This window comes from Streptomyces sp. NPDC046925, from assembly GCF_040644915.1.
Classification (GTDB): Bacteria; Actinomycetota; Actinomycetes; order Streptomycetales; family Streptomycetaceae; genus Streptomyces.
In genome coordinates this window covers 100,316-112,356 of record NZ_JBEYWZ010000010.1, presented here as the reverse complement: position 1 = coordinate 112,356, position 12,041 = coordinate 100,316, and the positions used below count along the sequence as shown (strand labels likewise).

Sequence of the window (12,041 nt, the reverse complement as noted above, 5' to 3'; positions counted from 1 at the left end):
CGCCCTGTGGGGCGGGCGGCTCGTGGTCATCCTCGTCGTCCTCGCGCTCCTGGCGGCGGCCGGGATCGCCGGCGTGACGGCGTTGGCGCGGGGCGGGGACGGCAAACACATCACCGCCTACTTCGACCGGGCCGTCGCCGTCCACGAAGGCTCCGACCTCCGGGTGCTCGGGGTCCGCGTCGGCAGCGTCGACGAGATCCGTCCGCAGGGCAGGCAGGTGCGGGTACGGCTCACCCTCGACGAGGGGGTCAAGGTGCCCGCCCATGTGCAGGCCGTCGTGGTCGCCCCCAGCGTGGTGTCAGGACGCTTCGTGCAGCTGAGCCCCGCCTACAGCAGCGGTCCGCAGATCCGCGACGGGGACGTCATCAGCGCCGAGCACACCGCGACCCCCGTCGAGGTCGACGAACTCTTGAAGAGTGTCACCGAGTTGAGCGACGCCCTCGGCCCGGACGGCGCGAACAAGGACGGCGCGCTGGCCGGGCTCGTCGAGACCGGAGCGAAGAACCTCGACGGCAACGGCAAGGACATCGGCGACACCATCCACCAGCTCGGCGGTGCCTCCGCCGTCCTCAACGGCAACAGCGGCGACCTCGTCAAGACCGTCGAGCAGCTGCAGGAGTTCATCAGCATGCTCAAGCGCAAGGACGGCCAAGTGGCCCGCGCCGAAACACAGTTGTCGGAAGTGGCGGGCTTCCTCGCCGCGGACAAGGACGACCTCGCCGGCGCCCTCAAGGAACTCGGTACGGCACTCGGCCAGGTCAAGGGCTTCATCAGCGACAACCGCGGCCGCCTGAAGTCGAACGTGGACAAGCTGGCAGGCCTCACCAGCACCGTCGTCGAACAGCGGGCCTCGGTGGCCGAGGCCCTGGACGTCCTGCCGCTGGCCGCAGCCAACCTCGACCAGGCGTACAACCCGCGCACCCGCACCATCGACGGCCGCGCCAACATCAACGAACTGGCCGGAACGGCCGGCACCAGAAGCGCCGGCGCCGAGGATCTCGTGGCCGTCCCCCGGGAGCGGGTCAAGAACCTGCCCGCCCTGCCGCTCCCTGCGGTCGGCACCGTGTACGGCACGGCGGAGAGCGCCGGGGGAGGCCGGTCATGAAGCGCCGCACCGCCCGCATCGCGATGGGCCTCTCCCTCACCGTGACCTTCGCGGGCCTCGTCCTGGGCGCCGGCGGTCTGCCGGACTTCGACGGCCTCCAGGACCTGCCGCTGCCCGGCGGCGCCGACCTCGGCGACCACCCGTACGAGATCACCGCGGAGTTCCGTGACGTCGTCAGCCTCTTCCCGCACTCCGCGGTCAAGGTCAACGACGTCGACGTCGGCCGCGTCACCCGGATATCCCTCGCCGACAACGGCTGGGCCGCCCGCGTCACCCTCAAGGTCAACGGCGGCGTACGACTGCCCGCCAACGCCTACGCCAACCTGGAGCAGTCCAGCGTCCTGGGTGAGAAGTACGTCCAGCTCGCCGCCCCCGAAGACATGCGCGCCCGCCCCGACCTCCAGGACACCGCGACCGGCACCAAGGCGGCGTACGCCGCCGACGAGGGCCGGCTGCGCGACGGGGACGTCATCCCGCTGGCCCGCACCAACCGCAACCCCGAGATCGAGGAGGTCTTCGGCGCCCTGTCGATGGTCCTCAGCGGCGGCGGCGTCCAGCAGATCCAGACCATCTCCCGCGAACTCAACAAGGCACTGGGCGGCAAGGAAGGCGACGTCCGCTCCGTGCTGCGGCAGATCAACACCACCGCGAAGAGCCTGGACAAGAACAAGAAACACATCACCGCCGCCCTCGATGGCATGAACCGGCTCTCCACCACCCTCGCGACCCGCGACCGCAAGATCGGCGACATCCTGCGGGACCTGCCGCCCGGCCTGAAGGTCCTCAGCGACCAGCGCTCCTCCCTCGTCGGCATGCTGCGCGCCCTGGACTCGCTGTCCACGGTCGCCGTCGACACCGTCGACCGCACCAAGGACGACCTCGTGGCCGACCTCAAGGCCCTGGCCCCCGTCCTGAAGAACCTCGCCGACTCGGGCGCCGACCTGCCCGAATCGCTGCAGGTGATGTTCACCTATCCGTTCACGGACGAGGTGCTCACCGGAGTGAAGGGCGACTACCTCAACGTCTACCTGAAGATCGCCGCGGCCCCCGGCACGGAGATCGTGCCACCGGTCCGCGGGGGCGGCACCGCCACGCGCTCGTCCCTGCCGCTGCCCGCGGTCACCGGAACCTCAGGAGGCGACTCCTAATGCTCACCCGCTCCACTCACCTCAAGAACATCGCCTTCCTCGTACTCGGCGTGTTCGTCCTCGCCTACATCGCGACGACGTACGCCGACCTCGGGCGGTACGTGGGCGCCCGCGACTACTACACGGTCAAGGTCCAACTCGCCGAGACCGGCGGCCTGTTCAGCCACGGAAACGTCACCTACCGGGGCGTCGACGTCGGACGCGTGGAAGCCGTCGAACTGACCCCCGACGGAGTCGAGGCCCGCATCCGCATCGAGGAATCCGCGCCGAAGATCCCCAGCGACCTGGACGCGAAGGTCGCCAACCTCTCGGCGGTCGGCGAGCAGTACCTCGATCTGAGCCCGCGCACCGACGGCGGCCCCTATCTGGCCGACGGTTCGGTGGTGGCCCGGGCAGCCACCAAGACACCCGCGCCGGTCACCGACGTCCTCACCAGCGTCGACCGGCTCGCCTCCTCGGTGGACACCGCCGCGCTGCGCACGGTCGTCGACGAACTCGGCAAGAGCTTCGAGGGGCGCGGACAGGACCTGCAGATCCTCATCGACACCGGCAGCGAATTCATCCGGGCGGCCAAGAAGTCACTGCCCGCCACCACCAGACTCCTCATCGACGGCGAGACCGTACTGCGTACCCAGAACGAGCAGTCCGACGCCCTGAAGTCCTTCGCGAGCGGCACCGCCGAACTGGCCGCCCAGCTCAAGAAGTCCGACCCCGACCTGCGCCGCCTCATCGCGCAGACCCCGGACGCGGCAACCCAGTTCACCGCGCTGCTGCAAGACACCGACCCCGGCCTGAGCGTCGTGCTCGCCAACCTCGTCACCACCTCCGAGCTTCTGGTGACCCGCCAGCGCGGCACCCGCGAACTGATGGTGCGCATCCCGCAGGTCGCCGCCACCGGGGCGACCGCCGTCGGCCCCGACGGAGTGCGCTTCGGCATGATCACCACCTTCTTCAAGCCGCTGCCCTGCACCGCCGGATACGGCGGCACCACCTACCGCAACGGCCTGGACACCTCACCGGCACCCGCCAACACCAAGGCCGCCTGCACCGCGGGGCCCGGCAGCGGCCAGAACGTACGTGGCTCGGGCAACGCACCGCGCGGCGGCGTGCCCGAGCCCGCAAGGCCCGGCTCGGACGGCCTCGGACAGAGCGGGGCGCCTTCCAGCAGCCCGGACGACCTGGGCGGGCTGCTCGGGATGGGGGAGTGATGACGGACGGGGGAGCCATGAGGCGACGGAGCGCATGGTCGGCCGCACTGCTTGCGGGGGCGCTGTTCTGTGGCTTCGCGGGATGGACGTACGCGCATACGCGGGCCGACGACGATCTGGCCTACGCCCGTGACCGTGACGGCGCACTGGACGCCGCCCGCAAGCACATCGCGGTGCTCAACACCATGGACGGCAAACACGTACGGGCCTCGCTGCGCGCCTGGACCGAGGCGGCAAACGGGCCGCTCGCGGACGAACTGCGGCGCACCGGTGACGACAGCGCCAAGGCCCTCGAACAGGAGGGCACAAGCACCCGCGGCACCGTCACCGACGCGGCGGTCATCGCCCTGGACGCCCGCGCGGGCACGGCCAAGGTCATCGCCACCGTCCGCGTCGAGGTCATCGAACGCACCGGCAAGTCCACCACCGACCGCAAGCGCTTCGAGGCCGGTCTCGACGACAAGGGCGCGGGCTGGAAGCTCAGCTCGCTCAGCGCGGTCCCGGTCGCGGCGGAATGAGGGGATGGAGATGAGCGCCGGATTGAAACCCCAGCGCGGGACGGACGCGGATACGGCCGGTACAGGTACAGGTACGGGTGCAGGTACGGGTACGGCCGCTGATGCGGAGGGCGAGGAGCGGCCCGGACCCTGTGGCCGCAAGGGCCGCAGGAGTCGCACGCTGCTCGCCCTCGTCCTGGCCGCGTTGCTCCTGACCGGCGGCACCCTCCTGGTCCTCACCGACCGGACCGCCGACGCACCGGGTGCCGACAACCTGGCGCTGACCGACAGCGAGCGGACCCGCCGGGTCATCGCGGACGTCAGCGACGCACTGACCACGGTCTTCACCTACACACCCGACGACCTGGCCACCACCGAGCAGCGCGCGCACGACGTGCTGCGGGGCAAGGCGGCCGAGGACTACCGGGCCCTGGTCGGCAAACTCCGCAGGCAGGTCACCCGGCAGAAGCTGTCGCTCACCACTCAGGTGGTACGGGCCGGAGCCGTCGAGCTCACCGGCGACCACGCGCGGCTCCTCGTCTTCCTCGACCAGCGGGCCAAGCGCAAAGGCGCCAAGGCGACCACCGCGGCCGCCCAGCTCTCGATCACCGCGCGCCTGCACGAAGGCCGCTGGACGATCACCGACATCAAGGCCCGCTAGGACACCACCGGAGAGAGACATGGCACGTACGACATCCCGGCACCGTACGAAACTCATTCTCGCCGCCGCCGCGGCGGCCCTCGCCCTGGGCTTCGCCGCCCTGACGGGCTCGTCCTGGTACGCCGCGGCCCACGACGACTCCGCGCGCTTCGCGCAGACCCGTGACGAAGTCCTCGCGGCTGGCGAACAGGCCGCCCTGAACATGAACACCCTCGACCACCGCGACCTCGAGCGCGGCCTCGACGCCTGGGAGCAGTCCGCCACCGGAAGCCTCCTCGACGAACTGCGCAAGGGCAGGCCCGAGTTCGAGAAACAGGTGCGGACCGCGCGCACGGTCACCACGGCCGAGGTGCTGTCCGGAGCCGTGACCGAACTGGACGAGCGGGAAGGCCGTGCAGGTGTCCTCATCGCGATGCGGATCACCGTCGACCCGCCGAAGAAGAAGCCGAGCACCAAGGAGAGCCGGCTGCTCGGGGAGCTCACCCGCACCGGCGACGGCTGGAAGCTGAGCGGGCTCGGCCAGGCCCCCGCGGGCGAGACGCCCACCGACACTCCGTCCGACTGAGGGGTCGATCCATGTCGACGACACGCCATATGGTCAACCGGCAGCGGCGCCTCGCCGCGGTCAAGGCCCGTGAGACACCCGCTCCCACACCGCGAGCCCCGCGCCCGCGCCCGAAACCCCGCGAGAAGGCGGCCCGGACCGCCCGCAGATCCGTGCCCTGGATCGCGCTGCTCGCGCTGCTCGCCGTACTGGCCGCGGCGTTCGCGGTCTTCGCCCACATCCGGGCCGAGGGCGAGCGTGACCTGCCCGCCCTGCGCAACACGGCGCTCACCGACACGGCCCGCACCAGCGAGGTCAAAGGCACGGTCGGCCAGGCCGTCGACGCGGTCTTCTCCTACGACCACACGGACCCGGGCCGGACCGACAAGGCCGCCGACAAGTACCTCACCGGCAAGGCGGTCGGCCAGCACCGGGAGATGCTCGCGCAGGTCCGCGCCCGGGGGGACAGGCAGAAGCTCGTGCTCAGCACCACCGTCACACACAGCGGAGTCGAGGTCATCGACGGCGGCCGGGCCCGGGTTCTGGTGTTCGCCGATCAGAGCAACACCAGTACCGCCAAGGGAGGTTCGGCCACCCACGCGGCAGCGATGTTCGCCGTGGACGTGGCCCACCGGGGCGGGAGTTGGCGGATCGCGAACATCGACACGTTCAGCAGATGAGACCGACAGGTTCGGGTTCAGGTTCGGCTTCATGTTCAGTCCATGAGATCGCCGATGAAGGGGAGTCAGGCATGAAGAACACGAGACGCAAGCGGCGCACCACCGCGCTCTTGTCCGCCACCCTCGGGGTCGCGGTCGCCGCGGTGATGTCCGGGTGCAGTTCGCGCGTCGACGACGGCCCGCAGGTCGACTGGGCCTCGGACGTCTGCGACAGCGTGCAGGACGTCGGGTCCGAGCTGACGCTACCCGCCGCGGACCAGAAGGACGCCAAGAAGTACCACGCGGAAGTCGTCACGTTCATGGAGGCGCTCGACCGGCAACTCGGCGCGCTGGACGAGGAGATGCGCAAGGACGGCGCACCGCCGGTCGACGGCGGCGACGCCGCGTACAAGAAGGCCCTCAAGAACCTCCGCGGCGCCCGCAGCAGCCTCGCCGGCACCACGTCGGAGCTCAAGAAGGCCAAGGTCACCGACGAGAAGTCCCTGAAGGCGGCCCTGAAGAAGGCGGGCGAGGGCATGGACAAGGCGGGCGGCTACCAGGGCCCCGCCCATGACTTCCAGGCCGATCCCACGCTCAAGCAGGCCTTCGACAAGGCACCGGAGTGCGAGAACCTGCCCGGTGTCGGACCCTCGGCACCGTCGGCCGGATAAGGGCGGGCGCACCCGTGGGCGGCACGCACCGTACGCATGACGGGGACGGCACGCACCGCACGGTCGAGCCGCCCGACCCGCTGGCGCCCCGGGGCACCCCGCTCGGCGCCCCGCTGCGCACGGTGGGGCGGGCCGCCACCCTGCTGGTCCTGGCCGTCACGCTGGCCCATATGGCGCTCCTCGTCCTGCACCTGAGCCCCGCGCTCTCCTCGGACAGGGCCGGCCCTGCACAGGCCGACGCCTGGCTGCGGCCGCTCTTCCCGCAGGACTGGAACATCTTCGCGCCCGATCCGCCCCGCGCCAACGCCCATCTGGAAGCACGCAGTTGGCGCGCCGACCGCCCCGGCCGGTGGATCGACCTCACCGCCCACGACATCGCCGCACACCGGGGCAACCCGCTGCCGAGCCGGGAGGATCAGACCGTCCTGCGCAAGGCCGTCAGCGCCCATCTCGCGGGCTCCCCGCACACCCAGCTGCGGGCGCCGCTGACTCCCGCGGCGCAGTATCTGCGCAATGCCGTCGTCGTACGCCTCGAAGACCTCGGAGAGCCCCGCCCGGACGCCGTCGAGCTGCGCCTGCGCACCGTGCCCATCGCCCCGCCCGGCCGCCCCGCACCACCCGAGAGCCGCCGGCCCCTGGGCACCTGGGAGGTGGTCCCGTGACGCTGCGCCAGGCCCCCGGCCCGGAGGCCGCCGTGACCGAGCACGGCACCCCGAGCATGCGGGGCCGACTGCACGCCGCCACCCTCACCCCCTTGGGGCTGTACGGTGCCGCGGTCCTGCGCATCGGAGTCTCGGGCCTCTTCCTGCTGGGCCTCCTGCGCGAGGCGGGCCACGCGGACCGACTCTGGGGGCCCGGATCCCCGTACACCCCCGAACTCTTCCGCACCTCGGTGGAGGCAGGCGGCGCCGACGGCCGGCTGTCCTGGTGGTACACCTGGCCGGGCACGCAGAGTCCCGACTACTTCTGGGCCGCCTACGTGCTGGCCGTCGTGGTCAGCGCGCTGTATCTGCTGGGCTGGCACACCCGCCTCATGGCGGTCCTGTTCGCCTTCGTCGTCGCGGGCTTCTACATGCGTTCGGCCGTCGCCGCCAGCGGGTTCGAGCTGCTGAGCCTGCTGTTCGCCAACTATCTGGTGCTGTGTGCGTCGGGCCGCCGCTGGTCCCTGGACGCCCGCCGCGCCGCGCGAGCGACGCCCGCACCCATGATCTCGTACGAGGAACCCGTCAGCCCGTACGAGGAGCTGCGCCGCCGCGTCGTCACCGTCCTGCACAACGCGGGCATGGTACTGGTCGCTTTCCAGGTGATGGTGGTCTACGGCACCGCGGCCCTCTACAAGATCCGTGGCACATCATGGCGGGACGGCAGCGCGCTGCACTACGCCCTGCGCCTCGACGACTTCACGACCTTCCCGGAGCTCTCCGGCTGGCTGGCGCAGCAGGGGAGCGTGCTCGCGCTGCTCGCCTATGTGACCGTCGCCTCGCAGCTGCTGTTCCCCGTGCTCGTGTTCGTCCCGCGGCTCAAGTACGCGGTCCTGGTCATCATGCTCGGCACACATCTGGGGATCGGCCTGCTGATGGCACTGCCGATGTTCTCGGCGATCACCGTCGTGGGGGACCTGGTGTTCCTGCCGACGTCGTTCTGGCTGGCGGCGGCCCGGGTGGGGCGCTCACTCCGCTCGCGGGGCCGGTAAATCGGTGGAGACATCACACCGGGGAGGTCTATGCTCACCGGCTCAAGATCCATGCGTTCGAACGAGGTGTATTGATGACGGTCCGAGCCACGGCTGCCGACTCCGGTCGGCCGTCTCCCGCAGACACCATGACCTCATCGAACCGAAGGAACACCTCTCGTGGATCTTCCACGCATCTTCACCATTCGCGAAAGTAGCCACCGCCTCCACAACCCGATCACCCCCGGCAAGCTCGCCGCCCTGGGCCAGGCACTGCACCTGGCGCCCGGGACGCGCGTGCTCGACCTCGCCAGCGGATCGGGCGAGATGCTGTGCACCTGGGCCCGTGACCACGGAGTCACCGGGACCGGGGTGGACATCAGCACGGCGTTCACCGGGAAGGCGCGGGCCCGTGCCGCTGAGCTGGGCGTCGCCGACCGGGTCACCTTCGTGCACGACGACGCCTCCGGCTTCGTCGCGGACGAGCCGGTCGATCTCGCCGCGTGCGTCGGCGCCACCTGGATCGGCGGTGGCGTGGCCGGCACCGTCGAGCTGCTCGGCCGGAGTCTGCGGCCCGGCGGCCTGATGCTGATCGGCGAACCGTACTGGCGTCGGGAAGTGCCGGACCAGGAGACCGCCGAAGCCTGTCACGCCCGCGGCAAGGAGGACTTCCTCCTCCTGCCGGAGCTGATCGAGCAGTTCGGCGATCTCGGGCACGACGTCGTGGAAATGGTCCTTGCCGATCAGGACAGCTGGGACCGCTACCAGGCGGCACAGTGGCTCAACATGCGCCGCTGGCTCGACGGGAATCCCGACGACGAGCTGGCCGCCGACGTACGGGCCGAGCTGACGACCGGTCCCGCCCAGTACACGCGGTATCAGCGTGAATACCTCGGCTGGGGGGTCTTCGCACTGATGGGCCGCTGACGGCACGCTGAGCGCGGGTCCGGGCGGCCATGCTGCCGGGACCCGCGTATGCCCGCTACTTCTCGTACGTGAGGTCCATGTCGATGGTGTTGCCCGGGCCCGCGGTGAACGTGCTGATCATGTCGTTGAAGCCACCGCAGTCCTTCAGGCCGGGCAGGGTGTAGGTGCCCTTGAGCTTGCCGCCCTTGTAGGGCTGGAAGCGGCCCTCGCTCGCGAGGTCGACCTGGGCGGGCTCGACGGTCCCGCAGTTCGGTCCGCCGCCGATGGGCAGGCCGAGCGCGCTCACTCCGGTGAGCTTGACGTACACCTCGGAGTGCGAGGTGAGGCTGCCTGCCGTGTCGAGTGTCCCTGTTGTCTTGCCGGTCTGCTCGAAGGCGATGTCCGCGGTCACGGGCAGGAAGCCGAGGAACGTGAACTGGCCCCTGGTCGGGTCGAGTCCGAGGTCGGCGTCGAAGGTGCCCTTGTCCGGGTCGTAGCGGGTGTCGATGCCGCCCGTGAGCGGGGCGCTGCCCTTGGCCGCCTTGATGTACGAGCTGCCCTTGATGCCGAAGCTCAGCTGCACCGGGTCCGGCGGATCGGTCGGATCGGTGGTGCCCGGTTCGACCTGGACGGTGTGCAGCGTCTTGTTCTGGTCGGCGGGGTCGAGGGTGCACTCGGTCTCGAAGGTGTCGAGGCTCGTCTTGGCGCCGGTCGCATCCCGCGGGGTCATCGTCAGGAGCAGACTGTTGACGTCGATCTTCACGCTGCCGGGCTGCCGGAACGTCAGCGCCGGGGCCTGGCCGGTCGCGGTCACCTCGAAGTCGGCGGGCGGCTGCGGCAGGGGCGTCTTGGGGATGGTGTTGTCCAGGCCGATGTTCAGCGGGCCCTCCGGCATCTGCACGGTGACGTCCGCGGTGGCGACCCCCTCGAGGGTGGTGCCGCCGACCGTGCGAAGGGCGGTGGCCGCCGCCTTGCTCACCTTGGATACCGAGGTGACGCGGAAGGCCGGGATCTGCTCGCCGACCTTCACCCTGGCCGGCAGGTCCGCCTTGACGACGACCGTGAGCGGATCCTCCTCCATGATCGGGAACACGCACTTGTACGTCTGTGTCAGGGAGACCGGGTCCGCGGCGGCCGGCCGGCCGGAGGCGAAGCCGGTCAGCCCGGCAAGCAGCACGACGGCGGGGGCGGCCCGCCACCCTGTGGCGCGCAATCTGAGCACTGCCTCTCCAAGTTGTGCGGGAACGGGTCCGGCCCCCCGCCTCGAAGGGGGCGGGGGGCCGGATCGGGAATGCGGACTCACCGCTGTGGTGTGGCGTCAGCTCTTGTAGGTGAGGTCCATGTCGATGGTGTTGCCGGCGCCTGCCATGAACGTGCTGATGATGTCGTTGAGGGCGCCGCAGCCCTTGATGCCGGGCAGGGTGTAGGTGCCCTTGAGCTTGCCGCCCTTGTAGGGCTGGAAGCGGCCCTCGCTGGCGAGGTCGACCTTGGCGGGAGAGGCCGTCTTGCAGTCGGCGCCGCCGCCGATGGGCAGACCGAAGGCGTTGACGCTGGAGAGCTTGACGAACATCTCCGACTTCGACTTCAGGGCGCCGGCGGTGTCCAGCGTGCCGGTCGTCTTGCCGGTCTGCTCGAAGGCGATGTCCGCCGTCGTGGGCAGGAAGCCCATGATGGTGAACTTGCCCTTGGTCGGGTCGAGCGTCAGGTCGGCGTCGAAGGTGCCCTTGTTCAGGTCGTAGCGGGTGTCGATGCCGCCCGTGAGCGGGGCGTTGCCGTTGGCCGCCTTGATGAACGAGTTGCCCTTGATGCCGAAGTTGAGCTTCACCGGGTCATCGCCCGGCGGGTCGGTGGGCGGGTCCGTCGGCGGGTCGGTCGGCGGGTCCGTGGGCGGGTCCGTGGGAGGGTCGGTGGGCGGATCGGTGGGCGGGTCCGTGGGATCGGTGCTGCCGCCGCTGATGGTCATCGTGTGGAGTGCGGTGGGCTGGCCCGCGTCCAGGGTGCAGTCCGCGGGGAACTCGTCGCCGTTCGGCGGGAGTTGGACGGGGTTGCCATCCGCGTCCCTGGCGATCATGTTGTGCAGCTTGAGGCCCGTGACGTCGAACTTGGCCGTGCCTTCCTTCTCCCAGGTCAGCAGGTTGCCGGGCGACTTGCCGTTGGCGGTGAGGGTGAAGCCCGCCGCAGGGTTCGGGATATCGCCCTTGGCGACCGTGTTGACGACCTTGATGGGAAGGTTGCCCGTGCCGCCCGGCAGGGTCACGTTCACGTCGGCGGTGGCCTTGCCTTCCAGGGTCACCGCGCCCATCACTCCGAGGCCCTGCGCGGCGCGCGCGCTGACCTTGGTGACGGCCTTGATGTCGTACTCGGGAACCGTCTCGCCCACCTTCATCGTGGCGGGCATGTCGGCGGTGATCTCAACTTCGATCGGATCGTTGTTGATGATCGGGAACTTACAGGTGTATTTCTGCGTGAGCTTCACCGGGTCGGCGGAGGCGGAACCACCGCTCAGGGTGACCAGGCCGGTGACGAGGCCGGCGGCCGCCACCGCGCTCAGGGCACTGCGTGCCCTGGCTTGTCTCTTGTGCACTCCCATGAGCTACCTCTCGGGCTACGTGAACGGGCACAAACGAACGTCGGTACCACCACTGCGATTTCGGACGCGCCGGCCCAGCTGTCCAGGGAAATCGGAGATGTGAAATGCGTCGCCGCGCGGGAATCTGCCGACTGAATTGCTGCAGACGCTACGGCGGTGTTTCGAATACGCAAACTACTGATGAGTAGTTGGGCGGTCAAGGCCTGCTCCGGCCCGTCAGTGAAGTGGAGTTGAGGGTCCGGAAGTTTTGTGGCTCCGGTGAGTACGTGATGGTGCGCGGATGACAATTTGTGAGGTCCGCGCCGCCTGTCCGCGCCGAACTGCGCCGATCGGGTTGACGGGCCGCCTTACCTGTCAGTAGTCATTTCTGGATTGTGCCA

13 protein-coding genes are annotated in these 12,041 nt (G+C 70.0%); 11 read left to right on the top strand and 2 right to left on the bottom strand.

Features of this window, described 5'->3' with window-relative positions; all coding sequences use genetic code 11:
- Positions 1-4 precede the first annotated feature (4 nt).
- From ABZ906_RS32535 to ABZ906_RS32485, 11 genes are all read left to right on the top strand, one after another.
- Positions 5-1,105 (top strand): MCE family protein, encoded by a 1,101-nt coding sequence (locus tag ABZ906_RS32535; RefSeq protein WP_361389515.1) that lies wholly within the window; start codon positions 5-7, stop codon positions 1,103-1,105.
- A 23-nt stretch (positions 1,106-1,128) separates the two neighbouring features.
- Positions 1,129-2,253, top strand: coding sequence for an MlaD family protein (locus ABZ906_RS32530; RefSeq protein WP_361389513.1), 1,125 nt, complete (start codon positions 1,129-1,131; stop codon positions 2,251-2,253).
- Positions 2,253-3,461, top strand: a complete 1,209-nt coding sequence (locus ABZ906_RS32525) for an MlaD family protein (RefSeq protein ID WP_361389043.1) — start codon at positions 2,253-2,255, stop codon at positions 3,459-3,461. Before ABZ906_RS32530 ends, ABZ906_RS32525 begins: the two co-directional genes overlap by 1 nt.
- A gap of 17 nt (positions 3,462-3,478) precedes the next feature.
- Positions 3,479-3,979, top strand: coding sequence for a hypothetical protein (locus ABZ906_RS32520; protein ID WP_361389040.1), 501 nt, complete (start codon positions 3,479-3,481; stop codon positions 3,977-3,979).
- Between the two features lie 10 nt (positions 3,980-3,989).
- Positions 3,990-4,619, top strand: a complete 630-nt coding sequence (locus ABZ906_RS32515) for a hypothetical protein (protein WP_361389037.1) — start codon at positions 3,990-3,992, stop codon at positions 4,617-4,619.
- 19 nt (positions 4,620-4,638) lie between these two features.
- Positions 4,639-5,184: a hypothetical protein gene (locus ABZ906_RS32510; RefSeq protein ID WP_361183729.1), complete on the top strand. Its 546-nt coding sequence runs from the start codon at positions 4,639-4,641 to the stop codon at positions 5,182-5,184.
- A gap of 11 nt (positions 5,185-5,195) precedes the next feature.
- Positions 5,196-5,843: a hypothetical protein gene (locus tag ABZ906_RS32505; protein WP_361389034.1), complete on the top strand. Its 648-nt coding sequence runs from the start codon at positions 5,196-5,198 to the stop codon at positions 5,841-5,843.
- Positions 5,844-5,914: 71 nt separating this feature from the next.
- A complete protein-coding gene (locus ABZ906_RS32500; protein ID WP_361389031.1) occupies positions 5,915-6,493 on the top strand; it encodes a hypothetical protein in 579 nt (192 codons plus the stop codon).
- A 14-nt stretch (positions 6,494-6,507) separates the two neighbouring features.
- Positions 6,508-7,155 carry a DUF5819 family protein gene (locus ABZ906_RS32495; RefSeq protein ID WP_361389028.1) on the top strand — a complete coding sequence of 216 codons (648 nt, stop codon included), beginning with the start codon at positions 6,508-6,510 and terminating at the stop codon, positions 7,153-7,155.
- Complete coding sequence (locus ABZ906_RS32490) at positions 7,152-8,186, top strand: HTTM domain-containing protein (RefSeq protein ID WP_361389025.1); 1,035 nt, start codon at positions 7,152-7,154, stop codon at positions 8,184-8,186. The genes ABZ906_RS32495 and ABZ906_RS32490 overlap by 4 nt, the downstream gene beginning before the upstream one ends.
- 159 nt (positions 8,187-8,345) lie before the next feature.
- The gene (locus ABZ906_RS32485) at positions 8,346-9,092 is read left to right on the top strand and encodes a class I SAM-dependent methyltransferase (RefSeq protein WP_361389022.1); all 747 of its coding nucleotides are present in this window, start codon (positions 8,346-8,348) and stop codon (positions 9,090-9,092) included.
- Positions 9,093-9,147: 55 nt separating this feature from the next.
- Here ABZ906_RS32485 and ABZ906_RS32480 read toward each other — a convergent pair whose 3' ends face one another.
- Together ABZ906_RS32480 and ABZ906_RS32475 are read right to left on the bottom strand one after the other, a co-directional pair.
- Complete coding sequence (locus ABZ906_RS32480) at positions 9,148-10,293, bottom strand: DUF6801 domain-containing protein (protein WP_361389019.1); 1,146 nt, start codon at positions 10,291-10,293, stop codon at positions 9,148-9,150.
- 96 nt (positions 10,294-10,389) lie between these two features.
- Complete coding sequence (locus ABZ906_RS32475; protein ID WP_361389016.1) at positions 10,390-11,661, bottom strand: DUF6801 domain-containing protein; 1,272 nt, start codon at positions 11,659-11,661, stop codon at positions 10,390-10,392.
- Between the last annotated feature and the right edge of the window lie 380 nt (positions 11,662-12,041).